Origin of the sequence: Rhizobium sp. 9140 (assembly GCF_900067135.1) — a bacterium.
GTDB lineage: Bacteria > Pseudomonadota > Alphaproteobacteria > Rhizobiales > Rhizobiaceae > Ferranicluibacter.
This window is the reverse complement of sequence record NZ_FJUR01000001.1, coordinates 78,508-104,267: the sequence shown is the minus strand read 5'-3', so window position 1 is coordinate 104,267 and position 25,760 is coordinate 78,508. Positions and strand designations below refer to the sequence as shown.

The 25,760-nt window shown below is 63.5% G+C and carries 30 protein-coding genes and 1 other RNA gene; 24 read left to right on the top strand and 7 right to left on the bottom strand.

Features of this window, described 5'->3' with window-relative positions; all coding sequences use genetic code 11:
* Positions 1–17: 17 nt before the first annotated feature.
* From GA0004734_RS00580 to tkt, 3 genes are all read right to left on the bottom strand, one after another.
* Positions 18–590 (bottom strand): putative glycolipid-binding domain-containing protein, encoded by a 573-nt coding sequence (locus tag GA0004734_RS00580; protein ID WP_092930312.1) that lies wholly within the window; start codon positions 588–590, stop codon positions 18–20.
* Positions 591–717: 127 nt separating this feature from the next.
* Complete coding sequence (gene gap / locus GA0004734_RS00575; protein ID WP_092930310.1) at positions 718–1,728, bottom strand: type I glyceraldehyde-3-phosphate dehydrogenase; 1,011 nt, start codon at positions 1,726–1,728, stop codon at positions 718–720.
* Between the two features lie 88 nt (positions 1,729–1,816).
* Positions 1,817–3,799, bottom strand: coding sequence for a transketolase (gene tkt / locus GA0004734_RS00570; protein ID WP_092930307.1), 1,983 nt, complete (start codon positions 3,797–3,799; stop codon positions 1,817–1,819).
* 285 nt (positions 3,800–4,084) lie between these two features.
* Here tkt and GA0004734_RS00565 point away from each other — a divergent pair, with 285 nt between their 5' ends.
* From GA0004734_RS00565 to GA0004734_RS00525, 9 genes are all read left to right on the top strand, one after another.
* Positions 4,085–4,357: a DUF4164 domain-containing protein gene (locus tag GA0004734_RS00565; protein ID WP_092935696.1), complete on the top strand. Its 273-nt coding sequence runs from the start codon at positions 4,085–4,087 to the stop codon at positions 4,355–4,357.
* A 44-nt stretch (positions 4,358–4,401) separates the two neighbouring features.
* The gene (locus GA0004734_RS00560) at positions 4,402–4,806 is read left to right on the top strand and encodes a cell division protein ZapA (protein ID WP_092930304.1); all 405 of its coding nucleotides are present in this window, start codon (positions 4,402–4,404) and stop codon (positions 4,804–4,806) included.
* 78 nt (positions 4,807–4,884) lie between these two features.
* Positions 4,885–5,042, top strand: a non-coding RNA gene (gene ssrS, locus GA0004734_RS00555) — 6S RNA.
* A gap of 151 nt (positions 5,043–5,193) precedes the next feature.
* On the top strand, positions 5,194–5,814 hold the full coding sequence (locus tag GA0004734_RS00550; protein WP_092930301.1) for a 5-formyltetrahydrofolate cyclo-ligase: 621 nt from the start codon (positions 5,194–5,196) through the stop codon (positions 5,812–5,814).
* 1 nt (position 5,815) lies between these two features.
* Positions 5,816–6,640 carry a TIGR00282 family metallophosphoesterase gene (locus tag GA0004734_RS00545; protein WP_092930298.1) on the top strand — a complete coding sequence of 275 codons (825 nt, stop codon included), beginning with the start codon at positions 5,816–5,818 and terminating at the stop codon, positions 6,638–6,640.
* Positions 6,641–6,753: 113 nt separating this feature from the next.
* Entirely contained in the window at positions 6,754–7,296 is a 543-nt protein-coding gene (locus GA0004734_RS26765) for a BrnA antitoxin family protein (RefSeq protein WP_092930296.1), read from the top strand.
* A gap of 112 nt (positions 7,297–7,408) precedes the next feature.
* Positions 7,409–8,257, top strand: a complete 849-nt coding sequence (locus GA0004734_RS00535; RefSeq protein ID WP_092930293.1) for an MBL fold metallo-hydrolase — start codon at positions 7,409–7,411, stop codon at positions 8,255–8,257.
* Between the two features lie 106 nt (positions 8,258–8,363).
* A complete protein-coding gene (locus tag GA0004734_RS00530; RefSeq protein WP_092930290.1) occupies positions 8,364–9,110 on the top strand; it encodes a YebC/PmpR family DNA-binding transcriptional regulator in 747 nt (248 codons plus the stop codon).
* 234 nt (positions 9,111–9,344) lie between these two features.
* Positions 9,345–10,802 carry a sensor domain-containing diguanylate cyclase gene (locus GA0004734_RS00525; RefSeq protein WP_175386155.1) on the top strand — a complete coding sequence of 486 codons (1,458 nt, stop codon included), beginning with the start codon at positions 9,345–9,347 and terminating at the stop codon, positions 10,800–10,802.
* A 7-nt stretch (positions 10,803–10,809) separates the two neighbouring features.
* On the opposite strand, the gene GA0004734_RS00520 is transcribed toward GA0004734_RS00525, so the two are convergent.
* A complete protein-coding gene (locus GA0004734_RS00520) occupies positions 10,810–11,808 on the bottom strand; it encodes an LLM class flavin-dependent oxidoreductase (protein WP_092930284.1) in 999 nt (332 codons plus the stop codon).
* Between the two features lie 150 nt (positions 11,809–11,958).
* On the opposite strand from GA0004734_RS00520, the gene ruvC reads away from it, so the two are divergent.
* The 9 genes from ruvC (at position 11,959) to GA0004734_RS00475 (ending at position 16,878) form a co-directional block, all read left to right on the top strand.
* Positions 11,959–12,483, top strand: a complete 525-nt coding sequence (gene ruvC, locus GA0004734_RS00515) for a crossover junction endodeoxyribonuclease RuvC (protein ID WP_092930281.1) — start codon at positions 11,959–11,961, stop codon at positions 12,481–12,483.
* Between the two features lie 45 nt (positions 12,484–12,528).
* Positions 12,529–13,146, top strand: a complete 618-nt coding sequence (ruvA, locus tag GA0004734_RS00510) for a Holliday junction branch migration protein RuvA (RefSeq protein ID WP_092930278.1) — start codon at positions 12,529–12,531, stop codon at positions 13,144–13,146.
* Between the two features lie 46 nt (positions 13,147–13,192).
* Positions 13,193–13,513, top strand: a complete 321-nt coding sequence (locus tag GA0004734_RS00505; protein ID WP_245292301.1) for an AbrB/MazE/SpoVT family DNA-binding domain-containing protein — start codon at positions 13,193–13,195, stop codon at positions 13,511–13,513.
* Complete coding sequence (locus GA0004734_RS00500; RefSeq protein WP_175386146.1) at positions 13,503–13,862, top strand: PIN domain-containing protein; 360 nt, start codon at positions 13,503–13,505, stop codon at positions 13,860–13,862. The genes GA0004734_RS00505 and GA0004734_RS00500 overlap by 11 nt, the downstream gene beginning before the upstream one ends.
* A complete protein-coding gene (ruvB, locus tag GA0004734_RS00495) occupies positions 13,859–14,899 on the top strand; it encodes a Holliday junction branch migration DNA helicase RuvB (protein ID WP_092930272.1) in 1,041 nt (346 codons plus the stop codon). Before GA0004734_RS00500 ends, ruvB begins: the two co-directional genes overlap by 4 nt.
* Complete coding sequence (locus GA0004734_RS00490) at positions 14,900–15,766, top strand: metallophosphoesterase (protein ID WP_092930269.1); 867 nt, start codon at positions 14,900–14,902, stop codon at positions 15,764–15,766.
* Entirely contained in the window at positions 15,766–16,275 is a 510-nt protein-coding gene (locus GA0004734_RS00485) for an NUDIX hydrolase (RefSeq protein WP_092930266.1), read from the top strand. Before GA0004734_RS00490 ends, GA0004734_RS00485 begins: the two co-directional genes overlap by 1 nt.
* 64 nt (positions 16,276–16,339) lie before the next feature.
* Positions 16,340–16,555 (top strand): DUF2945 domain-containing protein, encoded by a 216-nt coding sequence (locus GA0004734_RS00480; protein ID WP_092935692.1) that lies wholly within the window; start codon positions 16,340–16,342, stop codon positions 16,553–16,555.
* Positions 16,555–16,878: a hypothetical protein gene (locus GA0004734_RS00475; protein ID WP_092930263.1), complete on the top strand. Its 324-nt coding sequence runs from the start codon at positions 16,555–16,557 to the stop codon at positions 16,876–16,878. Before GA0004734_RS00480 ends, GA0004734_RS00475 begins: the two co-directional genes overlap by 1 nt.
* A gap of 16 nt (positions 16,879–16,894) precedes the next feature.
* On the opposite strand, the gene GA0004734_RS00470 is transcribed toward GA0004734_RS00475, so the two are convergent.
* The 3 genes from GA0004734_RS00470 to GA0004734_RS00460 are packed head-to-tail and all read right to left on the bottom strand — an operon-like array spanning position 16,895 to position 19,844.
* A complete protein-coding gene (locus tag GA0004734_RS00470) occupies positions 16,895–17,794 on the bottom strand; it encodes an NAD-dependent epimerase/dehydratase family protein (protein ID WP_092930260.1) in 900 nt (299 codons plus the stop codon).
* Positions 17,794–18,627, bottom strand: coding sequence for a glycosyltransferase (locus GA0004734_RS00465; RefSeq protein ID WP_092930257.1), 834 nt, complete (start codon positions 18,625–18,627; stop codon positions 17,794–17,796). Before GA0004734_RS00465 ends, GA0004734_RS00470 begins: the two co-directional genes overlap by 1 nt.
* Entirely contained in the window at positions 18,624–19,844 is a 1,221-nt protein-coding gene (locus tag GA0004734_RS00460) for an NAD-dependent epimerase/dehydratase family protein (protein WP_092930254.1), read from the bottom strand. Before GA0004734_RS00460 ends, GA0004734_RS00465 begins: the two co-directional genes overlap by 4 nt.
* Before the next feature lie 172 nt (positions 19,845–20,016).
* Here GA0004734_RS00460 and ybgC point away from each other — a divergent pair, with 172 nt between their 5' ends.
* The 6 genes from ybgC (at position 20,017) to tolB (ending at position 25,577) form a co-directional block, all read left to right on the top strand.
* Positions 20,017–20,448: a tol-pal system-associated acyl-CoA thioesterase gene (gene ybgC / locus GA0004734_RS00455; RefSeq protein WP_092930251.1), complete on the top strand. Its 432-nt coding sequence runs from the start codon at positions 20,017–20,019 to the stop codon at positions 20,446–20,448.
* Between the two features lie 82 nt (positions 20,449–20,530).
* Positions 20,531–21,565, top strand: a complete 1,035-nt coding sequence (locus GA0004734_RS00450) for a glycosyltransferase family 4 protein (RefSeq protein WP_175386144.1) — start codon at positions 20,531–20,533, stop codon at positions 21,563–21,565.
* A gap of 289 nt (positions 21,566–21,854) precedes the next feature.
* Positions 21,855–22,574 (top strand): protein TolQ, encoded by a 720-nt coding sequence (tolQ, locus tag GA0004734_RS00445; protein ID WP_062475077.1) that lies wholly within the window; start codon positions 21,855–21,857, stop codon positions 22,572–22,574.
* Positions 22,575–22,598: 24 nt separating this feature from the next.
* A complete protein-coding gene (tolR, locus tag GA0004734_RS00440; RefSeq protein ID WP_092930245.1) occupies positions 22,599–23,060 on the top strand; it encodes a protein TolR in 462 nt (153 codons plus the stop codon).
* 9 nt (positions 23,061–23,069) lie between these two features.
* Positions 23,070–24,182 (top strand): cell envelope integrity protein TolA, encoded by a 1,113-nt coding sequence (locus GA0004734_RS00435; protein WP_092930241.1) that lies wholly within the window; start codon positions 23,070–23,072, stop codon positions 24,180–24,182.
* A gap of 90 nt (positions 24,183–24,272) precedes the next feature.
* Positions 24,273–25,577, top strand: coding sequence for a Tol-Pal system beta propeller repeat protein TolB (gene tolB, locus GA0004734_RS00430; protein WP_175386142.1), 1,305 nt, complete (start codon positions 24,273–24,275; stop codon positions 25,575–25,577).
* The last annotated feature ends 183 nt before the right edge of the window (positions 25,578–25,760 follow it).

Sequence of the window (25,760 nt, the reverse complement as noted above, 5' to 3'; positions counted from 1 at the left end):
GGTTACGTCTGATCGGGTCAGGTTCGAATGAAAAGCGTGGGATAGTCGAGCACGAAGCCGTCCGCATCCAGCAGGAGATCCGCCGTGAAGCTGCGGTCGGCGGCCTCGTAGCGATAGAGGCGGTCTTCGGCAAGGCAGGTATAGAGCTGGGCATCGCGCAGCGGCTCGAACGTGTCGAACGGGATGTAGAGCATGTCGAGGCTGCGGGTTCCGTCTTCCGGACGTAGCGCCAGCCGCCGGATCGGCAACGTATTGGTAAAGGGCGTTCCGGCGAGATCGACGTCGATGCACCCCTCGAAGGCCGGCAACGCATGGCCATCGCCGTCCTGCCAGTGGCCGAGGCCATCCGAGATGAGCGAGAGGCGGAAGCCGGTCGTGGTTTCCAGCGTCAGGGCTGTCGTCGTCCAGTGCGGGTCGCAGTCGATCGTGTAGCGAAGCCCATAGGTCGAGCCGCCGCGCGCGCCGATCACGACGGATTCGATGCGGATACCGGGGTGCAGCCCGGATCGCGGCATCAGCGTCAGATGCTCCAGGCCCTCGTCCTCGAACGGGCGCCAGCGCACGGTCATCTGTTGCAGCGGGCGAAACATCGAGGGGATCCTTGCCTTACCCTGCGTTGGATATGCCGAGACGTTGCTTCAAGGCGGTTAGGCCTGCTGACAGACCGCAGGTAAAAAAGCCCCGGAACGCCTGTGGCGCCCGGGGCTCGTCATGGTCTCAGAGCAGCTTGCCCATGGCGACGGCCGTGTCGCACATGCGGTTGGAGAAGCCCCATTCATTGTCGTACCAGGACAGGATGCGCACGAAATTGCCTTCCAGAACCTTGGTCTGGTCGATGGCGAAGATCGAGGAATGGCTGTCATGGTTGAAGTCGCGGGAGACCAGCGGCTCGTCGGTGTAGCCGAGAATGCCCTTCAGCTTGCCGTCGGCGGCAGCCTTGATGGCATCGTTGATTTCGGCGACGCTCGTGTCGCGCTTGGCGACGAACTTGAAGTCGACGACCGAGACGTTCGGCGTGGGAACGCGGATGGACGTGCCGTCCAGCTTGCCCTTGAGTTCCGGCAGCACGAGGCCGACGGCCTTGGCGGCGCCGGTGGAGGTCGGGATCATGGACAGGGCTGCTGCGCGGGCGCGGTACAGGTCCTTGTGCATGGTGTCGAGCGTCGGCTGGTCGCCCGTGTAAGAGTGGATCGTGGTCATGAAGCCGTGGTCGATGCCGATCACGTCGTTGAGGACCTTGACGACCGGCACCAGGCAGTTCGTGGTGCACGACGCGTTGGAGATGACCGTGTGTTCCTTGGTCAGCTGGTCGTGGTTGACGCCATAGACGACGGTAAGGTCGGCACCGTCGGCAGGCGCCGAGATGATGACGCTCTTCGCGCCAGCCTGAAGGTGGGCGGCAGCCTTGTCGCGGGCGGTGAAGATGCCGGTGCACTCAAGCGCGATATCGACGCCGAGATCCTTGTGCGGCAGTTCGGCCGGGTTGCGCACGGCCGTGACCTTGATTGGCTTGCCGCCGTTGATGACGATCGCATCGCCCTGGACTTCGACGGTTGCGGGGAACTTGCCGTGAATGCTGTCGTAGCGCAGCAGATGCGCATTCGTTTCGACCGGGCCGAGGTCGTTGATGGCGACGACTTCGATGTCGGTGCGGCCGGACTCGACGATGGCGCGGAGCACGTTGCGGCCGATGCGGCCGAAGCCGTTGATGGCGACTTTCACTGTCATGTGGGCTCTCTCCCTTTGAGAAGGCGTAACGGGTTCAGGTAATGGTCATCGGGCATGCGCGGATGCGCATGCCCCTTCCGGGATGTGTTTACGAGAGTTTGGCTTCCGCAGCCGCGACGATCGCGTCCGAGGTGATGCCGAAGTGCTTGAACAGGTCCTTGGCAGGGCCGGACGCACCGAAGGAGTGCATGCCGACGAAGGCGCCGTCGGAGCCGATGAAGCGATCCCAGCCCTGGCGGACCGCGGCTTCCGCCGCGATCTTGACAGGCGCGGTGCCGATCACGGTCGTCTTGTAGTCTTCCGGCTGGTCTTCGAAGAGCTCGAAGCACGGCACGGAGACGACACGGGCAGCGATGCCCTTGGCCTTGAGGTCAGCGGCCGCCTTGACGGCGATCTCGACTTCGGAGCCGGACGCGAAGATCGAGACCTTGGCGTCGTCGGCTGCAATCAGCTCATAGGCACCCTTGGCGCAGAGGTTCTCCTCCGAGTAGGTGGTGCGGGCCGGAGCAAGGTTCTGGCGGGTGAGCGCCAGGCCCGAGGGCCGCTTGCCGTCTTCCAGTGCCAGCTGCCAGCATTCCGCCGTTTCCACGGCATCGGCCGGGCGGAACATCAGGAGGTTCGGGATGGCCCGCAGCGCTGCCATGTGCTCGACCGGCTCGTGCGTCGGGCCGTCCTCGCCCACGCCGATCGAGTCATGCGTCAGCACGTGGATGACGCGGATGCCCATGAGGGCGGCAAGGCGGATCGACGGACGGCAATAGTCCGAGAAGATCATGAAGCCGCCGGAGTAGGGGATCAGGCCGCCATGGAGCGTGATGCCGTTCATGGCCGCGGCCATGCCGTGTTCGCGGATGCCCCAGTGCATGTAGCGGCCGCCGAAATCCGTCGGGGTGATCGACGTCATCTGGCTGGTCTTGGTGTTGTTGGACGGCGTCAGGTCGGCAGAGCCGCCGAGCGTTTCCGGCAGGAAACCGTTGATGACTTCCAGTGCGTCCTCGGACGCCTTGCGGGTTGCGATCGTCGGAGGCTTCTCGGCGAGCTTCTTCTTGTAGTCGTCGATGGCCTTGTCGAAGCCGGCGGGCAGCTGGCCTGCAAAGCGGCGGGTGAATTCCGCCTTCTTCGTCTCGTCGGTCGCAGACAGGCGTGCTTCCCAGGCCTTGCGGGCCTGCACCGAACGCTCGCCGGCGCTGCGCCAGGCATCAAGAACGTCTGCCGGCGTATCGAAGGCTTCCGATTCCCAGTTCAGGGCCTTGCGGGTGGCAGCGATTTCTTCCGCGCCGAGCGGCGAGCCGTGAACCTTGTGGGTGCCGGCCTTGTTCGGTGCGCCGAAACCGATGACGGTCTTGCAGGCGATGAAGGTCGGCCGGTCGGACTTGTGCGCGGCTTCGATCGCGTCGGAGATCGCCTTCTGGTCGTGGCCGTCGACTTCGATCGTGTTCCAGTGCACGGCCTTGAAGCGGGCGATCTGGTCGGTCGAGTCGGACAGCGATACGGCGCCGTCGATGGTGATCGAGTTGTTGTCCCAGAAGAGCACGAGCTTGTTCAGCTTCAGGTGGCCGGCCAGAGCGATCGCTTCATGGCTGATGCCTTCCATGAGGCAGCCGTCACCGCAGAGCGCGTAGGTATAGTGATCCTGGAGATCCGAGCCGAACTCCTGTTCGAGCTTGCGCTCGGCAATCGCCATGCCCACGGCATTGGCAATGCCCTGGCCAAGCGGTCCGGTCGTCGTCTCGATGCCCGTGGCATGGCCGAATTCCGGGTGGCCGGCGGTCTTGGAGCCGAGCTGGCGGAACTGCTTGATGTCCTCGATGGTCATATCGGGATAGCCCGTCAGGTAGAGCAGGGCATAGAGCAGCATCGAGCCGTGGCCGGCGGACAGCACGAAACGGTCGCGGTCTGGCCAGTTGGGGTTCTTCGGGTCGAACTTCATATATTTGGTGAAAAGGACGGTCGCGATATCGGCCGCTCCCATGGGCAGGCCGGGATGGCCGGAATTGGCCTTTTCCACTGCATCCATGGCCAGAAAACGGATCGCATTCGCCATCCGGTCGTGTTGTTCATTCGAGATCATGACTGTTCCGCTTAAGCTTGGTGATCAGGGAACGGTCTCTATCCTCCAAAGACCGCATCGGAAGCGGGGTGAGACATAGCACCTCGCCCGGTGGAGTCAACAAAGACGGCAGGCGCCGGGGTCCCGTCGAAGCACGAAAAATCGTGCGTGATCCACAGCTTCCAGCCTGAAGCTGACGGGCTGGCGTTGTGTCGTCCGGCGGATTGAGTCTAATAGTGCGATTGGCTTTGACGAGGGCGCGGCTTGCCGATTCGGTGCCCCGGCCATGGAATGGAAGCAGACACGATGGCGGCAGGGAAGACAGTCAGGGCGGCAATCGACGAGCTGAAGGGGGCCGTCGCCGGTCTGGAAAGCGTGATCGACGGCCGGCTGGACCGCGAACGCGACCGGGTGGAGATCGAGGGCGAGGTTCGCCGGGTCAATACGGACAGGGCGCGGCTTGCGCAGGAGCTCGACCAGTCGCAGTTCCGCGCCAACCGCCTCGAAGAGGTCAACCGCGAGGTTTCCCGTCGTCTCGTAACGGCCATGGAAACCATTCGCGCCGTTCTCGACCGGTGATCCCTATCTCATCCGTCAACGGGCCTCGGGCCGGGAGTTAGCCAATGGCGCAAGTCACCGTGACGATCGACGGTAAGGCCTATCGCATGGCCTGTGAGGAGGGGCAGGAGGGGCATCTCACCGATCTCGCTCTGCGCTTCGACCAGTATGTCAGCCATCTCAAGGGCCAGTTCGGCGAGATCGGCGATCTCCGGCTGACGGTGATGGCGGCCATCATGGTGACGGACGAACTTTCCGAGGTGGATCGCCGGTTAAAGGCGCTGGAGGCCGAAGTGGACGGGCTGAAGCGCGCCCGGGACGCCGCCGTCGCCAGAGAAGCCGATGCGGAAGAGGCGCTGGCCTCCGCGCTCGGCGAGGTCACGACCCAGATCCAGGGTCTGGCCGCCCGCATCGTCAACCGCCCGGCGCCCCCCGCCCAGCCTGGCCATCCTCCTGCCCAACCGCGCTAAGCGTTCGTTTCGAGACGCCCCCGCCGATTTCGCAAACGGCCTCTGGTATGCCGCGCCGAAGCACTCTATATTCTTTTCTGCGGTCTGCGCTTCACGACAGGAACCACAATCCCTGGGGCCATACTCGATCCAACGGGAGCTGTCCCTGTCCAGGCTCGTGGGCCTGGGCATATGGCGCCCACCTACGTTTGTAGGCACCCAGGATCGTAAACATCCATCGGTCGTGTGGATCGCACCTCATCTCCTCCCTTGAGCCGTCAGTGCTTTGACGCGGTGCCGTTCGGCCTCGCGACGAGCGTCTTGCCGCGCACTTAGCCTCGTAGACGATGCGACAAAATTGATCCCGCTCGCTGGACGGTGCAAACCGGATGGCGATATGAGGGGATCATGACGTTAACATCCAGAGAGCAGAAGGCGCTTCTGCGGGCCGAACGGCTGTCGCTGCGCGATGCGCTGTCGCCGGAGGCGCGGGCTGCCGGCGCCGCCGCGATGCTTCGTCACATCGGTACGCCGGAGTTTGCTCGGGCCTTCCACCTTGCCGGGTCCATGGTCTCCGGCTTTTGGCCGATACGATCCGAACCCGACATCCGGCCGCTTTTGGAGGCGTTGCGTGGCATGGGCGCCCGCCTTTGCCTCCCCGTCGTTCTCGACCGCGAAACCATCGTCTTCCGCGAATATCGCGCCGGTTCACCCGTCGTGAAGACCGGGTTCGGCACCACCGGACCCGACAAGACGGCGCCGGAGGTCGATCCGGATATCATGCTGGTGCCGCTTTCGGCCTTCGATCGCGGCGGCCACCGGATCGGTTATGGCGCCGGCCATTACGATCGCGCCATCGCGCGTCTCGACGCGCTGGGCAAGCGACCGCGATTGATCGGGATTGCTTTCGCCTGCCAGGAAGTGGCATCAGTGCCTTTTGAGCCGCACGACATCCCGCTTGACGCCATTCTGACGGAGGAAGGCCTGATCGAGACGCAGCGGCGGGGCTTACAAGCGAGATCAATCTGATATGAGACTTCTGTTCCTCGGCGACATGGTGGGCAAGACGGGCCGGACGACGGTCTGGGAAAAGCTTCCGGGCATCGTCTCCGACCTCAAACTCGACTTTGTCATCGTCAATGGCGAAAACGCGGCCGGCGGCTTCGGGATCACCGAGGATATCTTCCTGGAGACGATCAATGCCGGTGCCGACGTGGTCACCACCGGCAACCATGTCTGGGACCAGAAGGAGGCCGTGACCTTCTGCCAGCGGCACGACCAGTTCCTGCGGCCCGCCAACTATCCCGCAGGCACGCCCGGGCGCGGCTCCGGCCTCTATTTCGCCCGCAACGGCGCGCGCGTGCTCGTCGCCAACATCATGGGCCGCGTGTTCATGCATCCCGAGCTCGACGATCCCTTCAAGTCGGCCGAGGCCATTCTCGCCGCCTGCCCCTTGACGGAGCAGGCGGACGCGATCGTGTTCGACTTCCATGCCGAGGCGACCAGCGAGAAGCAGTGCTTCGGCCATTTCGTCGACGGGCGCGCCAGCTTCGTCGTCGGCACCCACACGCATGTGCCGACCGCCGACCACCAGATCCTCAACGGCGGCACCGCCTACCTGTCGGATGCAGGCATGTGCGGCGACTACGACTCGTCGCTCGGCATGGAAAAGGAGGAGCCGCTCAACCGCTTCATCTCCAAAATGCCCAAAGGCCGCTTCGAAGCCGCATCCGGCCCCGCCACGATCTGCGGCGTCGGCGTCGAGATCTCCGATCGCACCGGCCTTGCCGAAGCCATCGCTCCCTTGCGCATCGGCCCACGCCTTTCGGAAACCGTACCGTCCTTCTGGGCGTGATCGTCTCGATGCGGAATATGAGACGTTACGCATATTGACATCAGCCGGCAGAGCGCATTTTCTGTTGCCGACCAAGACCACTTGGCGCGCTGGCGGGTTGTGTTACGATATCCATGCGGATCGTGTTCAACGAGATCAAACGGCAGAGCAATATCCGGAAGCACGGACTGGATTTCGCAAATATAGAAATGTCCTATTTCTCGCGTTCGATCATTGTCCCGGCGAAGAAAGCTCGGATGCTGGCCGTCGGGCAATATGAGCATGTCATCACGGCCGTGGTCTTCTCGCGTCTTGGCACGGAAGCTATTTCAATTATCTCCTTCCGTCTGGCGAGCAAGAAGGAAAGAGCAATTATGAGCAAAGCTAGAAAATCCCTATGGCCCGTAACGGACACTGACGAAGCCGAAATTCAGGCGAGAATCGCTTCTGATCCTGACGCTCCAGAGGCAACGGATGAGGAACTGGCCCAAGCGCGCCCCTTCGCCGAGGTCTTTCCCGATCTCGCCGAAAGCATCCGCCGGGTGGAAGCGGAACGGGAAGCGTCAAGGGAACGCGTTTCCCTCGATCTCGACGGCGATGTCCTCGCCAAGTTCCGGGCGACCGGCGAAGGCTGGGAGGAGCGGATCAACAAGGTCTTGCGCTCGGCCAAGCCTTAAAGCCGTTCCTCAGGCAATGACGCGATTGTGACGTATCGCCTCTTTACCGCGAGCCGCCTGCGCATATCCTGACACGACCGCCGAACAAGGCCGAACCGGGTCAGGGTGTGCCATGCTGCGATCTGCCGTTCTCACCTGCGCTGTCCTTGCCTCTGCCGGCTTCGCCTTCCTGCAGGCGCCGGCGCTCGCTCAGGAGCGGGCGGTCAGCCAGTGTCAGGCGATCGCACAGGCGTTGCCGGACGCCGGTTTCGTCCAGTTGGCGAGCGCCGATCCCTTCGCATTCTCTCTTCAGCAGGCTGCAACACGCGACCAGACCGTTGCCATCACCTTTCTCGGACACTCCACCTTCCTCTTGGAAACGCCGGGCGGGGTGACGATCGCGACCGACTATTCCGGCTTTCACCGCCCGCCGCAGCCGCCGATGGTGGCGACGATGAACAAGGCGCATTCGACGCACTACACGCTGACGCCGGGGCCTGAGATCGCCCACGTGCTGCATGGCTGGAGCGACGACGGCAACGCCGCCGATCACGATCTCGTCGTCGGCGACGCCTATATCCGCAATGTGCCGACCGACATTCGCGCCGGCTATGGCGGCGCGATGGAGCCGGACGGCAATTCGATCTTCATCTTCGAGGTTGCCGGCCTCTGCGTCGGCCATCTCGGCCATTTGCATCACGAGCTCGACGAGACGGATTACGCCGAGATCGGCCGTCTGGACGTGGTGATGGTGCCGGTGGATGGCGGGCTGACGATGGGCGCGGAGAGCATGGTGCGCGTGGTCACCCGGCTGCGCTCCGCGCTGATCCTGCCGATGCACCGGCGCGGCCCGCCGGTCGAAAGCTTCCTCGGCCTCTTCGGTCCCGGCTTCGACCGCAAGATGGCTGACAGCGCCACCGTCACCGTCTCGCTGCGCACCCTGCCAAAGAAGCCGCTGATCATGGTTCTCCAGGGCCTTTGAGGCTTTGCACCCGCGATGAGCCGGACAACAGGCTGGACGAACCGGCCGGATGAAATTATAAGGCGGCCCGATCCCATCATCGGCAGAGTTTATCCAAGAGGGCGCCATGGCCGGCCATTCACAGTTCAAGAACATCATGCATCGCAAGGGCCGCCAGGATGCCGTGCGCTCCAAGATGTTTTCCAAGCTCGCGCGCGAAATCACCGTCGCGGCCAAGGCCGGCCTTCCCGATCCCTCGATGAATGCCCGCCTGCGCCTTGCCATCCAGAATGCCAAGGCCCAGTCCATGCCGCGCGACAATATCGAACGCGCCGTCAAGAAGGCATCGGGTGCCGACAGCGAGAACTACGACGAAATCCGTTATGAGGGCTACGGCCCGGGCGGCGTCGCCGTTATCGTCGAGGCGCTGACCGACAACCGAAACCGCACTGCGTCCAATGTCCGCTCGACCTTCACCAAGGCCGGCGGCGCGCTGGGTGAAACCGGCTCGGTCTCCTTCTCGTTCGATCGCGTCGGCGAAATCATCTACAAGCCCGATGTCGGCACGGCGGACGCCGTCATGGAGGCGGCCATCGAAGCCGGTGCCGAGGACGTGACCAGCGACGAGGATGGCCACACGATCATCTGTGGTTTCGAGGATATCGGCGAGGTCTCCAAGGCGCTGGAAGCGACGCTCGGCGAAGCCGAGACGGTGAAGGCGATCTGGAAGGCGCAGAACAGCGTTCCCGTTGACGAAGAGCGGGCGGAATCCCTGATGAAGCTCATCGACACCCTGGAAGACGACGACGACGTGCAGAACGTCTACGCCAATTTCGAAGTGTCCGACGAGGTCATGGCCAAGCTGTCGGCCTGACCCGCAGGTTGCAATCACGTCTTGCGCCGGTTGTTTTTGGTGTGAGGGTGCGCCCTTGCTAACTTAATCGTAATGTCTGTCGGTCAGCATGCAGTCCGTCTGCTGCTGCCGACGCCTCGTTGTCATCGAGGCGTTTCCCGCGTCGGCCGACGGACTGCGGAGGCCCATGTCGCTTCCGATGCGCGGTTTCCGCGCAGGTCCAACCTGAATGCTGGATGGAAAGCGGGCCGGGCGATGCGTTTCGTTCACCTCAGACTGATCGGACCCGCCATCGGCGGCGTCGCCCTTTTCATTGCCGCCATGGCGACCGTTCCCTATTACGGCGCGGCGCGGATCGACGGCGAGGCGCGGGTTCAGCAGGAGACGCTGGTCGAGCGCAATCTCGCGCTCTGGATCGCCGATATCGAATTCGCACTGACCTCATGGACCATCTGGGACGAGGCGATCGCCAAGCTCGACAACACGTTCGATTTCGAGTGGACGGATCGAAACGTCGGCGCCTCGTTGATCGGAACGTCGCGAACGCGCTTTGTCGCGGTTCTCAAGCCTGACGACTCCGTTCTTTACGCACGCACGGATGAGACGGTAAAATCGCGGCCCTTTTTCGCCCGCGGCGCGGAGCGGATCGTTGCCGACGCCGAGCCGCTCGTGGCCGACGTGCGCAAGCGCGAAGCCGGGCCGAAGGGACCGGGCATCCCGAAGCCCATCGCCATCAGCCGGATCGAGGTCGTCGGACAGGATGCCGTGCTTCTGTCGGCGAGCCTGTTCCAGCCGGATTTCGGTACGTCGCAGGTCAGTGGTCCTCGTGCGCCCGTGCTGATCACCGCCATGCCCATCGGCAGTAGCCTGCAGGATTTCTTCGGAACGCGGTTCCTGCTCGATGATGCCCGCGTCAGCCCCTTGAGCGAGGTCGTACCCGAGCGCGCTCGGTCGGAAATCGCCATTGGGCCTGATGGCGAGATACAGGTCCTCTCATGGCGCCCGCCGACCCCCGCGCGCGATATGCTCTATCAGGCGACGCCGCTCGTTCTCACGGTCTTCGTCGTACTTTTCGTCGGCGGTTTTCTGCTGGTGCGCATCTCGCAGACGACCGCCCAGATGCTGGTCGGTCGCGAACGCATGATGACGCATGCCGCCACGCATGATGTTCTCACGGGTCTGGCGAACCGGGCGCTGCTGGACACTGCGTATCTAGAGGCAATTTCGTCGGGATCATTTGTCGTGGCGTGCCTCGATCTCGATGGTTTCAAGGGCGTCAACGATACCTTCGGTCACGCGATCGGCGACGATCTGCTGCGCGCTGTCGCAACACGGCTGCGCGCGAATACACGCGATATGGATCGCCTTTTCCGCCTCGGCGGCGACGAGTTTGCCATCCTGATGCCATCGATCACAATTGCGGATGCCGAAGCGGCGTGCTGGCGGCTCGGGGAGGCCTTGTCGGCGCCGATGTACCTGCCGGGCGCCTATCCGCCGGGCCATCGCATCGAAATCGCCGCCTCTTTCGGGCTCTGCCACGTCAAGAGCCCGGAAACGAGCCGCGATGCCGCCTTCCGGTCGGCGGACGATGCGCTCTATCAGGCGAAGTCGCTTGGCCGCGGTTGCGTCGTCGTGGCGGGGAACGCGGATACCGGGGAGCAGACGGCGTTCACCGGCGATCTTCGCCGCGCTGCCGCCAGCTTGCGCGGCTGAGCCTAAATCATGCCGCGGCGGCAAGCTCCTGCCGCGCTTCTGCAAAACGACGGACCGACGTCAGTCGGGCCTCCATGTCGAAGATCGGCATGGAGATGATCAGTTCGTCCGCGCGCGTATCCGAGAGGAACGCCTGCGTCTTCCGGCGCACCGTCTCCGGCCCGCCGACGATGGCATAGGTCATCGCGTGATCCACGAAGCCCTTCTCCGACGCATTCCAGAGACCGTCCATGCTGTCGACCGGCGGCGGAAACTGCCCGCGCGCATTGCGGCGCAGCGCCACGAAGGATTGCTGCATCGATGTGAAGAGATGCTGCGCTTCCTCGTCGGTATCCGCGGCCACGCCCATGATGCCGACCATGGCGTAAGGCTTGTCGAGAATGGCCGACGGCTCGAAACGTTCGCGATAGATCTCCAACGCCGAAAACAGCATGTCCGGTGCAAAATGCGAGGCGAAGGCGAAGGGCAGGCCGAGCATGCCGGCGAGCTGCGCGCTGTAATGGCTGGAACCGAGAAGCCAGATCGGGACGTTGGTGCCGGCACCGGGGGTGGCGATCACCTCGCCCTCGCGCGGCGTGCCGAGCAAGCCCTGCAGTTCCACGACATCGTTCGGGAAGGCATTGGCGCTGCCTTCCATGTGGCGCCTGAGCGCCGCCGCCGTGCGCATGTCCGTGCCCGGCGCCCGGCCAAGGCCGAGGTCGATGCGGCCCGGATAGAGCGCCGCGAGCGTGCCGAACTGTTCGGCAATGACGAGCGGCGAATGGTTGGGCAGCATGATGCCGCCGGAGCCGACGCGGATCGTCTTCGTGCCCGCCGCCACATGCGAGATGACAAGCGCGGTCGCGGCACTGGCAATGCCGCTCATGCCGTGGTGTTCTGCCAGCCAGAACCGCTTGTAACCCGCGCGCTCGGCCTCCTGAGCCAGTCGCCGCGAGTTGTCGAGCGCGTGTGAAACAGTGCTGCCTTTGGTGATCGGCGACAGGTCGAGAATGGAAAAGGGGACCATGGAAAGCGGCCTTCAATTGATGAACGTCATTGTCATGTAAGAGACCCGTTTGCCGAATCCAAGGACGGCTCAGAACGCGTTCGTTGCGGATGTTTTTGTTTTGTTCACATTTTGCTGGCAGCGTCCGGGTGCAAAGGCTAGGATATTTTCATGCAATCCACGATTCGCATTATCGGTATCGATCCCGGGCTCCGCCGCATGGGATGGGGCGTGATAGACACGCTGGGCAACACGCTACGCTTCGTGGATTCCGGCACGATCCTGTCGGATGGCGATGCTGATCTCGCCTCGCGGCTCTGCCAGCTGCATGACGGGCTTGCCGATATCATCCATCTTCACAAGCCGGACGAAGCGGCTGTCGAGCAGACCTTCGTCAACAAGGACGCCGTGGCGACGCTGAAGCTCGGGCAGGCTCGCGGCATCGCCATGCTGGTGCCGGCCCGCGCCGGGCTGAGGGTGGCGGAATATGCGCCGAACGCCGTCAAGAAATCGGTGATCGGCGTCGGGCATGGTGAAAAGCAGCAGATCCACATGATGATCAAGGTTCTGATGCCTAAGGCGACCTTCAAGGGCAACGATGCCGCGGACGCGCTGGCCATCGCCATCTGCCACGCCCACAACCGCCAGAGCTTTGCCGGCAGTCTCGCCCATCGCATCGCGGCCGCCACGGCATGACGACTTTCCTGTAAGCTTTCTTCTTTTTCTCGGGGACCTCAGCGGATGATTGGCAAGTTGAAGGGCACGATCGACGAGATCGGCGACGACCATGTTGTGATCGACGTCCATGGCGTCGGTTATGTCGCCTATTGTTCCGCGCGCACCCTCGGCAAGCTCGGCTCGACCGGCGAGGCGGCCGTGCTGTTCATCGAGACCTATGTCCGAGAAGACCAGTTGCGCCTGTTCGGCTTCCTCTCCGCGCTGGAGCGCGAATGGTTCCGCCTGTTGCAGAGCGTCCAGGGCGTCGGTGCCAAGGTCGCGCTTGCCGTCCTCTCGGTCCTCACCCCTGGCGAACTCGCCAACGCTATCGCGTTGCAGGACAAGACCTCCATCTCGCGTGCGCCTGGCGTCGGCCCGAAGGTGGCCGTGCGCATCGTCACCGAGCTGAAGAACAAGGCCCCGGCCTTCGCCGGTGAGGCTTCTGCCGGCATTGGCTTCAAGCAGGAACTGGGAGAGGGGGCCGTGCCGGCCCCGGTCGCGGATGCCGTCTCGGCGCTGACCAATCTCGGCTATTCCCGCGATCAGGCCGCCAACGCCATCGCCGCAGCCCTGCGCAATGGGGGCGAGGGGGCCGACAGTGCCAAGCTGATCCGGCTGGGTCTGCGGGAGTTGTCGCAGTGATTCCTTGTCTGCGAGGGGATTCCTTACTATGGTACGAAGGTAAGGAATGGAGCGTCTTATGGGCTATGCTGCGAAACTGACATCCAAAGGACAGACGACGATACCGATCGAGGTCCGGAAATATTTGGACCTCAATCCGGGCGATCAGATGGATTTCATCATCGAGGATGGTGAGGTCAAAATCCGGGCGAAGACCAGAAGTATCATGGAGTTTGCCGGTATTCTCGGTCGCGCTCCCAATGGAGTGAGCCTGACGATCGAAGAGATGGACGATGCCATTGCCCAGGCGGTGGCCGATGACGACCGGAGGATCACGCGTGATTGGAATCGATACAAACGTGCTTCTCCGGTTTCTGATGACGGATAACGCCGAGCAGAACCAGAGCGCAGTCGCGTTCTTCCGTTCGAGATCGGCTGCCGATCCGGCCTATATTTCCACCTTCGTGTTCGCCGAAGCCTGTTGGGTCCTGAGCAGGAGCTATGGTTTCAAAAACCATGACATCGCAACACTGTTTGAAGGCTTGATGGCCAGCCGCGAGATCGTTTTCGAGGATTCGGATGTCATAAAAGGCGTCTTTTCGTCAGATGAATTTGCGAAAATCGATATTGCGGACGTCCTCATCGCGGGCTTTGCCAAGCAAGCCGGCTGCGAGAACATCGTTACGTTTGACCGGAAGGCTGCCCGCCTCATCCCCGGAATGGAACTTCTCGCATGACAGACGAAACCCGCCTGATCTCTCCCGAAAAGCGGGGCGAGGATCTCGATACCGCGCTTCGGCCGCAGTCGCTGGACGAGTTTACCGGCCAGGCGGAGGCGCGTGCCAATCTGAAGGTCTTCATCGAAGCAGCGAAGCATCGCGGCGAGGCGCTGGATCATGTGCTGTTCGTTGGTCCGCCCGGTCTCGGCAAGACGACGCTGGCGCAGATCATGGCCAAGGAGCTGGGCGTCAATTTCCGCTCGACATCCGGTCCCGTCATCGCCAAGGCCGGCGATCTCGCGGCGCTGCTCACCAATCTGGAAGAGCGCGATGTGCTCTTCATCGACGAAATCCACCGGCTGAACCCGGCGGTCGAGGAAATCCTCTATCCCGCCATGGAGGATTTCCAGCTCGACCTGATCATCGGCGAGGGGCCTGCGGCGCGCTCCGTGAAGATCGACCTGTCGAAGTTCACGCTGGTCGCCGCCACCACGCGGCTCGGGCTGCTCACGACGCCGCTGCGCGACCGTTTCGGCATTCCCGTGCGTCTCAGCTTCTACACGGTGGAGGAGCTGGAGCTGATCGTGCGGCGCGGGGCGCGGCTGATGGGACTTGGCATTACCGACGGTGGCGCGCGCGAGATCGCGCGGCGCGCGCGGGGAACGCCGCGCATTGCCGGGCGGCTCCTGCGCCGGGTGCGGGATTTCGCGCAGGTCGCCAGGGCCGAAGCGGTCACGCGGCAGATCGCCGACGAGGCGCTGACGCGGCTGCTCGTCGATAATATGGGCTTCGACCAGCTCGACACGCGCTACCTCACTATGATCGCGCTCAACTTCGGCGGCGGTCCCGTCGGCATCGAGACGATCGCGGCGGGTCTGTCCGAGCCGCGCGATGCGATCGAGGATATCATCGAGCCCTATATGATCCAGCAGGGCTTCATCCAGCGCACGCCGCGCGGCCGCGTGCTGACCGTCAATGCTTGGAAACATCTCGGGCTTGTGCCGCCCAAGGATCTCGAAGCCTCGCAGTTCCGCCTGTTCCAGGAGGACGACTGAGTGCTCTCCCGGCGCGGGCTCCTGAAGACGCTCAGTGCGTTCGTGCTGGCGGCCTTGTCCGCCGGCGCCTACGCTGTCGGCATCGAGCCGCGCGGCCGTCCCCGTGTCGTCACGCACCGGATGACGCCGCCGGGCTGGCCGCAGGGTCTGGTGCTGCGGCTCGTTCTGGTCAGCGATATTCATGCCTGCGACCCTTACATGCCCGCATCGCGGATCGCCGAGATCGCGCATCAGGCGAATGGCCTTGGCGGCGACATGATCCTGTTGCTCGGGGACTTTCTTTCGGGCATGCGGCTGGGATCGCCGGTGCCGCCGGAGGCCTGGGGCGAGGCGTTGCGGCCGTTGCGCGCGCCGCTCGGCGTACACGCCATTCTCGGCAATCACGACTGGCTGGACGATCCGCAGGCCATGGAGAGCGGCAGGCCCGTGACCGTTCAGGCCGTGCTCGATCGTCTCGGCGTGCCGCTCTACAACAATCGCGCCGTGCGCCTCGAAAAGGACGGGCACGCCTTCTGGCTGGCCGGTCTTGCGGATCAGCTGTTTCCGGCCGCCGGGCTCGACGATCTCGCCGGCACGCTGGCAAGCGTGACCGACGCCGCACCCGTCATCCTCATGGCGCACGAGCCGGACATCTTCCCGGCCGTCCCCGCACGCGTTGCCGTCACGCTGTCCGGCCACACCCATGGCGGGCAGATCCGCCTGTTCGGCTATTCTCCCGTCGTACCGTCACGCTTCGGCAGTCGCTATGCCTATGGGCATATTGTCGAAGACGGCCGCCATCTTGTCGTGTCCGGCGGGCTTGGTACGTCCATCCTTCCGGTCCGGCTCGGCTCGCCACCGGAGATCACCGTCGTGGAGCTGGGCTGATGAGCAAACGCAAGATGGTCCGGCTCGATGCCGGCAACAAACGGTTCAATTTCCGGATCGCGGGGCTGGGTTTTCGCGACGGGCATGTCCTTGTCCACCGGGCCGTGCACGAGACGTTCTGGACATTTCCGGGCGGTCGCGCCGAAATCGGCGAGACGTCCGAAGCAACCCTTCGTCGCGAGATGCAGGAGGAACTGGGCGTCGATGTCACCGTCGAGCGCCTCTTGTGGACGGTCGAGAATTTCTTCCATTACGAGGCGCGCGATTTCCACGAGATCGGCTTCTACTATCTGATGACCGTGCCTCCGGTCTTTCCGTTCCACGCCACCGAGATCGTGCATCGCAACCGCGACGGCAAGAGCGATCTGGAGTTCAAATGGGTGCCTGCGACTGTCGCAGCACTGCGCGCGCTCGATATTCCGCCCTATTTCATTGCCGAGGAGATCGAGACATTGCCCGAGACCAGCCGGCATATCGTCTGGCACGATGGCGATCTCGACCTCATCTGACGGAACCCGTTTCACCGACGCGCATTTTCTGAAGCGACCGACCGTCGCGTCAGAGGAGCAAGCGATGAAGAAATTTGCAAAAGGCACTACGGTGTCATGGAAATGGGGACAGGGCACGGCGGAAGGGAAGGTGGACGAAAGCTTCACCGAGGATGTCGAGCGCACCATCAAGGGTCACAAGATCAAGCGCAAGGCCTCGACCGACGAGCCGGCCTACCTCATCAGTCAGGAAGACGGCGCGCATGTGCTGAAGAGCCATTCGGAACTGCGTGCGAACTGATGGCCGGCGATCACATTCCCCCGGAGGCGGTCGCCAAGGCGGCGGAAAAGGGCCTCGAGTTTCGCCAGACGTTCAAGCGGGGCGGCACGCAGATCGGCGTCGCGCGTGCCCGCGACCTCAAGAACCGCGCCAACCTGTCTCCCGATACGATCAAGCGCATGTCGAGCTATTTTTCCCGCCACAAGGTCGACAAGCGCGCCAAGAATTTTGGCGACGATAGCGATCCCTCTCCCGGCTACATCGCCTGGCTGCTCTGGGGTGGCGACGCCGGACGGGACTGGGTGGAGAAGCAGAAGAAGACGCCGGGAAAGGGCAAGGAATAAGGAGCAAGTCGTGCCGTCACCGGTTGTCTGTCAGATGTTCCGAAAGGGCTGCGATGTCGGCGCGGAAACGCTCGGTCCCGCCGGGATGCCAGCCGAGCGAACGCAGGCGGCTTGTGTCCATCGGATGGAACAGGCTTTTGTCCAGAGGCTTGGGTAGCGGATGAACGCAAGCGGTGGCCTGCTGAAGTTCGGAGAGGACGTCGTGGTGGCTCATCAGGAGGTCGGAAGCGTTGAACGCCCGGCCACTGACAAGCGTGGCGTCCGTCGTGAGAAGAAGGAGGATCGCAGCCGCCAGATCGTCACCATGGACCTCGGTGCCGACGCGATCCTCGACCGGCCGGCCGGAGAGGTAGTCCCGCGCAAGCGTTTCCCATTTGTGCGGCAGATCGGAAAGCAGGCCGTAAACGCCTGTGGCGCGGAGGCTGGCCGTCACGAAATCCTCTCCGCTCAAGGCACGCAGCGCCTGTTCTGCTTCCCATTTGACGATACCGTACAGGCTCTCGGGTGCGGGCGTCATATCCTCCGTCAGGAGAATGCCATCCGGCTGACGGCCATAGACGGCGCGGCTGGACAGAAAGATGCAGCGCCGGACGCCGGCGTGTTTCGCCGCTTCGAACAGGCGCACGGAGCCGTGAAGGTTGGCGCGCCGGAAGCCATCGGGGTCGTTGCCCTCGCCACCGCGATATCGGCCGGGCAGGTGCTGGAAGGCGGCATGGACCAGAGCATCGCATCCGTCGAAGTCGGGCAGGGTCGCGTCGGGATCGAGCGAGAGGAGCGTGGTCTCGACAGGGCGTGAGAAGGGCAGGGTGTGCGTCGCCGCCCTGACGCCGGCCAGCACCTCATGGCCCTGTGCGAGCAGATGCTCCACCACGAAGCGACCGACGATGCCTGTTGCGCCCGAGACCAGAATCCGCATCAGCCGGCTCTTTCGCTGAAGGAGGGGCCGGAAAGGCGCGCGATATCGGGAATGTCGGTGCCGTCGTGGAAGGCGTGCCAGAGGTCGATCAGCGGTTTCAGCGCCTCCGCCTTCGGGTGATCCGTCTCCCACGGCTTTTCATACTGGTAGTGCAGCACGCCGATGGAAGGCCAGTCCCACAGGCCCGGCAGCGCGAACCACACATATTGCAGCATGTTCATCGTCACCGGCAGGCCGTGCCAGTCGGGGAAGAACGCCTGCAGAAAACTCTGGTCGGTGCGGGGCCAGAACGCGTCCGGCATATCCAGCCTTTGCAACATCGCCCGGAACGTCTCGTCGGTGGGTTTGGCCACGAAGACGCCGGAGTTCAGCCGGTGGAAATCGGCAAGGCTTTCGTAGACGTTGGGCGCGGCCGAGAATTCCGGATAGGCGAAAAGCCGGTCGATGTTCCTCAGAACCAGAGCATCGGCGTCGATAAAGATGCAGCGCTCGTAGTCCGTCAACTGCCAGAGCCGCAGCTTGCAGAAATTGTCGAGCGGCGAATGAAAGGCCGGCTTGCGCCCCTTGGTGAAGGGCGCTGCGGCATGGACATTCCGCCTTGCATGCCGCTCGTTGAACGCGTCCGACAGCGGCAGCAGATCGGTTTCGATCAGCCGCACATCGAAAGCGCCCAAGGGCGCGAGCACATCCAGAGCGACTGCCGGCGTATGAAGAACGACGATATCGGCCCGGGTGCCTGTCCGGCGGATCGAGCGGCAGAGCGCTTTCGCGCCCATCGCGTAATCGGCATTGGTCACCAGCGTGACGAAGGCGTGGGCGGCGTCTCCGCTCATGAAACCGATTTCAGCCGGCGCCCTTCCGGGTCATGGACGATCTTTGCGGCGATGTCCTTCGTCCAGGCGGAAACGGCGGGAACGCGACTGCGATCGACGCGATAGGCGTATTTCTTCGCCACATCGACGATCTCCGACAGCAGGCCGTCCTTGAGCTTCGTCGGGGCGAGGCCGAGGTCGAGGAACTTGTCGTTCTTCACCACAAGGTCGTTCTCCGGCGCTTCCTTGCGCGGGTTCGGCAGCCAGGCGATCTCGGCGCCGGTCATGTCGCCGATCATCCGGGCAAGATCGCGCACCCGGTGCGTCTCGGTCATCTGGTTGAAGATCTCGACACGCGATCCCCGCTGCGGCGGGTTCTTCAGGGCCAGCTCGATGCAGCGCACGGAGTCCTGAATGTGGATGAAGGCCCGGGTCTGCCCGCCCGTGCCGTGCACGGTGAGGGGATAGCCGATGGCGGCCTGTATCAGGAAGCGGTTCAGCACCGTGCCGTAGTCGCCATCATAGTCGAAGCGGTTGACCAGCTGCTCGTGGCGCCGGGTCTGCTCGGTATGCGTACCCCAGACGATGCCCTGATGCAGGTCGGTGATGCGCAACGCGTCGTTCTTGGCGTAGAACTGGAACAGCAGCTGATCGAGGCACTTGGTCATGTGGTAGATCGAGCCTGGATTAGCCGGGTAAAGAATATCCTGACTTACCGTCTCGCCGCTCTGCGTGGTGATGCCGACGGGCAGATAACCCTCGGGGATCGCGGCGCCCACCGTCGAATATCCATAGACGCCCATGGTTCCCAGATGCACCAGATGCGCGTCGAGGTGCAGTTCCACCAGCGCGTTGAGCAGGTTGTGCGTTGCCGAGACGTTGTTGTTGACCGTGTAGTTCTTGTGCCGGTCGCTCTTCATCGAATAGGGCGCGGCGCGCTGTTCGGCGAAGTGGATCACGGCATCCGGGCGATGCTCGGCCAGCCAGTTTTTCAGAAGCTCGTAGTCCCGACCGAGGTCGATCAGGTTGAAATGGATGCGGCGCCCCGTCTCGGCATGCCAGATGCGCGTGCGCTCCTGGATGGAGTCCATCGGTGTCAGGGACTGCACGCCGAGTTCCGTGTCGATCCACCGGCGCGAGAGATTGTCGAGGATGTGGACGTCGTGGCCCGCCTCGGACAGGTGCAGGGCCGTCGGCCAGCCGATGAAACCGTCTCCGCCCATCACTGCAATCTTCATGACGTCGCCTCCTGAAGAAATGTCGATCGACGGTTGCCCGCCTCTGGAATGAATTTTGCGCCTTCACCGCTGTAATTAGAAATTATGACAGTTGTTCAATGCTTGTCGCGATCGCTTCTTTGCGCCACAACGGCCTTACGAACATGAGGACGGGCATAAGAGGCGGCAGGACGTGGATTATTCGATTGCGGGTCGGCTGGGCGACGAAGGGCATCTGCTCCACCAGCGGGTCTATTACGAAGATACCGATTTCTCCGGCCTCGTCTATCACGCCCGCTACCTGCATTTCCTCGAGCGCGGCCGCACGGATTATCTGCGCTGCCTCGGCGTCGAGCAGCGCGCTCTCCTGACGGCCGATGCCGAGGGGCTCGTCTTCGTCGTCCACCGTATGGAAATAGACTTCCGCCTGCCGGCCCGCATGGACGATATCCTGACCATTCGCACCGTGACGGAAAAGGCCGGCGGTGCGAAGATGGTGCTGCAACAGCAGATCCTCTGCGACGATCGCCTGCTGATCGCCGCAAAGGTCGTCATCGCCGTCATCAACGCCGCCGGGCGTCCGCGACGCCTGCCGGAAGCGCTGGCCGCAAAATTCCTCGCCTGAGACAAGCCGTTCTCGCGGGTGCGCAGGCTGCTAACCGAAGTTTCATTCCCGCATGCTACAGAAACGGCGATAGGGGATGTCCATGAAGATAGCCGTCAACGCCCGGGTCACGAAATTCGCCATGGGTGGCCAGCAGCGGGTTGCTGCCGAGATCGCCACGCGGCTAGGGCCGATGACCGAAATCGTGCCGGATCGCCCGCTCGGCGGCATGAAGGCGCATGCCTGGGAGCAGGTCGTGCTGCCGGTTCGCGCGCGCGGCCATCTCCTCTGGTCGCCATCGGCCACGGGACCCGTCGCCAAGGGAAACCAGGTCGTTACCCTCCACGACGTCGCTTTTCTGGATGTACCCGAATTCTTCTCCCGCTCCTTCACGGCTTTCTATAAGGCGCTGCTGCCGATGCTGGTCCGGCGCGCCGCGCGGGTCGTCACGGTGTCGGAATTCTCGCGCCAGCGGATCGCGGCCACGCTTCCCATCGACGCGGGCCGGATCGACGTTATCCCGAACGGCGTCAGCCGCCATTTCCGCCCTTATGCGGCGTATGAAATCGCCGCCACGCGAACCGCGCTCGACCTGCCCGAACGATACCTTTTGCTCCAGGCCACCGCCGACCGGCGCAAGAACCTGGCAGCGACGCTTCGCGCCTGGGCCATCGCGCAGCGCGCGCTTCCGCAAGAGATCACGCTCGTCGTCTCCGGCAATCTCGGGCGTGCGCACGTGTTCGGCGATGTCGCGTCCATCCCCGACGTGCCGCGCACGAAGCTGATCGGCTATGTCGATGAGGCGCATATGGGGCCGCTGATGGCGGGTGCCGAAACCTTCCTGTTTCCCTCGCTCTACGAGGGCTTCGGCCTGCCGATTGTCGAGGCCATGGCTTGCAACACGCCGGTGCTGACATCGTCGGCCACCGCGACAGGCGAGATCGCGGGCAATGCCGCCATGCTGGTCGATCCCCTGTCCGACACCGCGATCGCGGACGGCATCGTGGCGCTGATGCGCGACGAGAATCTGCGCAGGCGGCTTGCCGCGGAAGGTCTGGTGCGCGCAGGGGATTTCCAGTGGGACAGTGCGGCGGCGCGGTACTGCACGCTTTTCCGCTCGCTCGGTGCGGATATCTGACGCACCGATAGCTGTCGGGCCGTGCTTTCGCTCGACGCCGAACCCGCAGGGCCGAGCGCGGTAACACTCCCTTAACCATAATGATGTCTTATCGACCCACGGGATTTTGTGCAGTGCACGTCATCCTTTGACCAAGATTACGCGGGAAAGGTTTGCCCGAAGCTTGGATTGCACGTGTGCGATCGGCGGCGGGCTGCCGGGGCGAACTTGAAAACAATGACGTTTGAGCGACCTGGCGTCGAGCATGTGATGGCTCTTGCCGGGCGTCCGGATTCGGGGATTTGATAGCATGGAACAGGCTGGATTGGCCGCTGTGACCACGGACGTGACGTTGTGGTCTCTTTTCATGGAGGCCGGCTTCGTCGTGAAGCTGGTCATGCTCGGGCTCATGGCCGCCTCGGTCTGGACCTGGGCCATCGTGGTCGACAAGACCATTCGCTATGCCCGCGTCCGTCGCCAGCTCGATAGTTTCGAGCAGGTGTTCTGGTCGGGCCAGTCGCTGGAAGAGCTCTACCGCACCCTGTCCGACCGCCAGACCTCCGGCATGGGGGCGATCTTCGTCTCGGCCATGCGCGAGTGGAAGAAGAGCTTCGAGCGCGGCGCACGGTCGCCCATCGGTCTTCAGATGCGGATCGACCGGGCGATGGACGTGACGCTCTCGCGCGAGTCCGAGGCGCTGGAAGCGCGGCTCGGCTCGCTTGCCACCATCGGTTCGGCCGGCCCGTTCGTCGGCCTGTTCGGTACCGTCATCGGCATCATGACCTCGTTCCAGGCCATTGCCGGGTCGAAGTCCACCAACCTTGCGGTCGTGGCGCCGGGTATCGCGGAAGCGCTGCTGGCCACCGCCATCGGCCTGCTCGCCGCTATCCCCGCGGTGATCGCCTACAACAAGTTCACGGCGGATGCGGGCAAGATCAACTCCCGCATGGAAGGCTTTGCCGACGAGTTCTCCGCGATCCTGTCGCGCCAGATCGACGAAAAGCTGCAGCCGCGCCAGGCGGCGCAATAAAGAACACTGACGGAGACCTCAACGATGGGTATGGCAGTGGGCGGATCCAAGGGCTCGGGCGGCAGACGCGGCGGGCGTGGACGCGGACGCGGCGGCAAGGCCGTCATGAGCGAAATCAACGTGACGCCCTTCGTGGACGTCATGCTGGTGCTTCTCATCATCTTCATGGTGGCCGCGCCGATGATGACCGTCGGCGTGCCGATCGACCTGCCGGAAACGCAGGCCAAGGCTCTGAATTCCGATACGCAGCCGATCACGATCTCGGTCAATCCGGCCGGCGAGATCTTCCTGCAGGAAAGCCCGATCACCATCGAAGAGGTCGTGCCGAAGCTCGAGGCCATTGCCAAGACCGGCTACGAGGAGCGCATCTATGTGCGCGGCGACACCAATGCGGACTACGGAACGGTCATGAAGGTCATGGCCCGCATCTCGTCCGCCGGCTTCAAGAACCTGGGTCTCGTGACCCTTCAGGAAACGGACAAGTGAGCCTTTGACATGAAGGGCAGCATCGCAACCTCCGCTGTACTTCACGGACTGGTGCTCACCTGGGCACTGGTTTCGCTCGGCAGTCCGAAGCCTCTCGAGGTCGCGCCGGTTGAGTCCGTGCCGGTGGAGATCATCAGCGAGATGAGCCAGATCCAGCAGGGCGACCTCAAGGCGCCCATGGCCGAGAAATCTGCACCCAAGCCCTCCGAAAAGCCCCAGACACTGCCCGAAGCCGAGAATGCCGGCGATAACGACGTCGATATGAAGACGCCGCCGAAGCCGGTTTCCAAGCCGATCGAGAACCAGGCCTCCGCCGCACCGCCGAAGTCGGAAGACGCACCGCCGTCCCCCGATCCGGTGAAGGAAGAGGTCAAGCCGTCCGAAAAGCCGCCCGCCGAACCCGCAACCGAGGTCGCCGCCCTGCCGGCGCCCAAGGAAGAGGTGAAGCCGGACCCCAAGCCCGATCCGAAGCCGGAGCCGGAAGCAAAGGCCGAGCCGACGCCGGAACCGACGCCCACACCCGCCGAGCCGACGCCGGCAGAGGCCCCGGATGCTGCGGCCCTGCCGCAGAACGTGCCGGCCCCGACGGCGCGCCCGAAGGTCGAGGAGACCGCTGCCGCGCAGACCGCCAAGACGCCTGATCGCAAGACGGATGCGGCGCCCAAGGAACAGAAGAAGACGTCGTCCCAGAAGGAAAGCGACTTCAATGCCGACGAGGTGGCAGCCCTCCTCAACAAGACGGAATCCTCCGGCGGCGGCGCCAAGCGCTCGCAGGACAAGGCGGCTCTCGGCGGCAAGAAGACCACGACCGGGAATACGCTGTCGATGAGCGAGATGGACGCGCTGAAGGGCATGATCCAGAAGAACTGGTCGATCATTCCCGGCATGGCGGATCTTCAGGGCATGATCATCACGGTCACGATCCAGCTCGATCCTCAAGGCGAGATCGTCGGCCAGCCCGAGGTCGAGGCGACCGGGGGAACGCCGACCTCGCAGCGCGCCATGATCGGCAGCGCCACGCGCGCCGTGCGCCGCTCCGCGCCCTTCAAGCTGCCTGCCGAGAAGTACGATTCCTGGCAGGAAGTCGTCATCCACTTCGATCCGTCGGACATGCTGCTGTGACCGCCGGCTCTATCATCGAAATCACTTCGGCCATCGCTTCGTGGGATGGCCGTCACCATACCGAATGGACTGCTGAGAGGCTCCGTAACCATGCTTAGACGCACCTTTTTCCGGCTCTTCGTCGCGCTGACGGGTCTGGTCGCTGCTGCGACCGTGCCTGCGCAAGCGCGCGTCGAGATCAACATCAACCGGGGCAACGTCGAGCCGCTGCCGATCGCCATCACCGACTTCCTGCAAGGGGAGATGGGGCAGAAGATCTCGGACGTCGTGGCGGCCGACCTGAAGCGGTCGGGCCTGTTCGCACCGGTCGACCGCAAGGCCTTCATCGAGAAGGTCACCAACCCGGACGCGGCGCCGCGCTTTGAAGACTGGCGCGTCTTGAACGTGCAGGCGCTCGTCACCGGCCGCGTCACGCAGGAGGCCGATGGCCGCCTGAAGGCGCAGTTCCGCCTGTGGGATGCGACCGCGCAGAACCAGATCACCGGCCAGCAGTACTTCACGCAGCCGGAAAACTGGCGGCGTCTCGCCCACATCATCGCCGATGCGATCTACAAGGAAATCACCGGCGAAGAGGGCTACTTCGATACGCGAGTCGTCTATGTCGCCGAAAGCGGCCCGAAGACGGCCCGCAAGCGCCAGCTTGCCATCATGGACCAGGACGGCGCCAATGCGCGCGCAATCACCAATTCCAACGATATCGTGCTGACGCCGCGCTTCTCGCCGAGCCGCCAGGAAATCACCTATATGTCGTTCGAGGGCCAGGAGCCGCGGGTCTATCTGCTGCAACTGGAGACCGGGCAGCGTGAAGTCGTCGGCAACTTTCCCGGCATGACCTTCGCCCCGCGTTTCTCGCCGGATGGCCAGCGCGTCATCATGAGCCTCCAGCAGGAGGGCAATGCTAATATTTACACGATGGATCTGCGGTCGCGCACCACGACGCGCCTGACCTCGACGCCCGCCATCGACACCTCGCCGTCCTATTCGCCGGACGGCGCGCGGATCGTGTTCGAAAGCGACCGCGGCGGCCGCCAGCAGCTTTACGTCATGGGCGCCGACGGTTCCGGCCAGACGCGTATATCGTTCGGCGACGGTTCCTATTCCACGCCGGTCTGGTCGCCGCGCGGCGACCTCATCGCCTTCACCAAGCAGTCGGGCGGCAAGTTTTCGATCGGCGTGATGAAGCCGGACGGGTCCGGCGAGCGAATTCTCACATCCGGCTTCCACAACGAAGGCCCGACCTGGGCGCCCAACGGCCGCGTGCTGATGTTCTTCCGCCAGGATGCCGGCGCCGGCGGTCCGCAGCTCTATTCCATCGACCTCACCGGCTATAACGAGCAGCGCGTCGCCACTCAGGGCTTCGCCTCCGACCCGGCCTGGTCGCCGCTTCTGGAGTAGCCAAACCTCATGAGTGCGGCGGGAATCCTGGCAAAATGCCGCTTTTCCGCCGCAAAATCCTGATGACGACCGTTCGTTGGTCGTGCGTTGAGAGAGTTTTAACCATCTGCGTTGCATGAAGATTAACCGCTTCCGGTTACAGTTCGGCAACCCTTATATTCACCTACCCCCGACCTTCGCTTA

What these genes read in the sequence shown, in the direction of transcription:
- GA0004734_RS00580 (WP_092930312.1), bottom strand. Translation starts at nt 590, where the DNA reads ATGTTTCGCCCGCTGCAACAGATGACCGTGCGCTGGCGCCCGTTCGAG.
- gap (WP_092930310.1), bottom strand. Translation starts at nt 1,728, where the DNA reads ATGACAGTGAAAGTCGCCATCAACGGCTTCGGCCGCATCGGCCGCAAC.
- tkt (WP_092930307.1), bottom strand. Translation starts at nt 3,799, where the DNA reads ATGATCTCGAATGAACAACACGACCGGATGGCGAATGCGATCCGTTTT.
- GA0004734_RS00565 (WP_092935696.1), top strand. Translation starts at nt 4,085, where the DNA reads ATGGCGGCAGGGAAGACAGTCAGGGCGGCAATCGACGAGCTGAAGGGG.
- GA0004734_RS00560 (WP_092930304.1), top strand. Translation starts at nt 4,402, where the DNA reads ATGGCGCAAGTCACCGTGACGATCGACGGTAAGGCCTATCGCATGGCC.
- GA0004734_RS00550 (WP_092930301.1), top strand. Translation starts at nt 5,194, where the DNA reads ATGACGTTAACATCCAGAGAGCAGAAGGCGCTTCTGCGGGCCGAACGG.
- GA0004734_RS00545 (WP_092930298.1), top strand. Translation starts at nt 5,816, where the DNA reads ATGAGACTTCTGTTCCTCGGCGACATGGTGGGCAAGACGGGCCGGACG.
- GA0004734_RS26765 (WP_092930296.1), top strand. Translation starts at nt 6,754, where the DNA reads ATGCGGATCGTGTTCAACGAGATCAAACGGCAGAGCAATATCCGGAAG.
- GA0004734_RS00535 (WP_092930293.1), top strand. Translation starts at nt 7,409, where the DNA reads ATGCTGCGATCTGCCGTTCTCACCTGCGCTGTCCTTGCCTCTGCCGGC.
- GA0004734_RS00530 (WP_092930290.1), top strand. Translation starts at nt 8,364, where the DNA reads ATGGCCGGCCATTCACAGTTCAAGAACATCATGCATCGCAAGGGCCGC.
- GA0004734_RS00525 (WP_175386155.1), top strand. Translation starts at nt 9,345, where the DNA reads ATGCGTTTCGTTCACCTCAGACTGATCGGACCCGCCATCGGCGGCGTC.
- GA0004734_RS00520 (WP_092930284.1), bottom strand. Translation starts at nt 11,808, where the DNA reads ATGGTCCCCTTTTCCATTCTCGACCTGTCGCCGATCACCAAAGGCAGC.
- ruvC (WP_092930281.1), top strand. Translation starts at nt 11,959, where the DNA reads ATGCAATCCACGATTCGCATTATCGGTATCGATCCCGGGCTCCGCCGC.
- ruvA (WP_092930278.1), top strand. Translation starts at nt 12,529, where the DNA reads ATGATTGGCAAGTTGAAGGGCACGATCGACGAGATCGGCGACGACCAT.
- GA0004734_RS00505 (WP_245292301.1), top strand. Translation starts at nt 13,193, where the DNA reads ATGGAGCGTCTTATGGGCTATGCTGCGAAACTGACATCCAAAGGACAG.
- GA0004734_RS00500 (WP_175386146.1), top strand. Translation starts at nt 13,503, where the DNA reads ATGACGGATAACGCCGAGCAGAACCAGAGCGCAGTCGCGTTCTTCCGT.
- ruvB (WP_092930272.1), top strand. Translation starts at nt 13,859, where the DNA reads ATGACAGACGAAACCCGCCTGATCTCTCCCGAAAAGCGGGGCGAGGAT.
- GA0004734_RS00485 (WP_092930266.1), top strand. Translation starts at nt 15,766, where the DNA reads ATGAGCAAACGCAAGATGGTCCGGCTCGATGCCGGCAACAAACGGTTC.
- GA0004734_RS00480 (WP_092935692.1), top strand. Translation starts at nt 16,340, where the DNA reads ATGAAGAAATTTGCAAAAGGCACTACGGTGTCATGGAAATGGGGACAG.
- GA0004734_RS00475 (WP_092930263.1), top strand. Translation starts at nt 16,555, where the DNA reads ATGGCCGGCGATCACATTCCCCCGGAGGCGGTCGCCAAGGCGGCGGAA.
- GA0004734_RS00470 (WP_092930260.1), bottom strand. Translation starts at nt 17,794, where the DNA reads ATGCGGATTCTGGTCTCGGGCGCAACAGGCATCGTCGGTCGCTTCGTG.
- GA0004734_RS00465 (WP_092930257.1), bottom strand. Translation starts at nt 18,627, where the DNA reads ATGAGCGGAGACGCCGCCCACGCCTTCGTCACGCTGGTGACCAATGCC.
- GA0004734_RS00460 (WP_092930254.1), bottom strand. Translation starts at nt 19,844, where the DNA reads ATGAAGATTGCAGTGATGGGCGGAGACGGTTTCATCGGCTGGCCGACG.
- GA0004734_RS00450 (WP_175386144.1), top strand. Translation starts at nt 20,531, where the DNA reads ATGAAGATAGCCGTCAACGCCCGGGTCACGAAATTCGCCATGGGTGGC.
- tolQ (WP_062475077.1), top strand. Translation starts at nt 21,855, where the DNA reads ATGGAACAGGCTGGATTGGCCGCTGTGACCACGGACGTGACGTTGTGG.
- tolR (WP_092930245.1), top strand. Translation starts at nt 22,599, where the DNA reads ATGGGTATGGCAGTGGGCGGATCCAAGGGCTCGGGCGGCAGACGCGGC.
- GA0004734_RS00435 (WP_092930241.1), top strand. Translation starts at nt 23,070, where the DNA reads ATGAAGGGCAGCATCGCAACCTCCGCTGTACTTCACGGACTGGTGCTC.
- tolB (WP_175386142.1), top strand. Translation starts at nt 24,273, where the DNA reads ATGCTTAGACGCACCTTTTTCCGGCTCTTCGTCGCGCTGACGGGTCTG.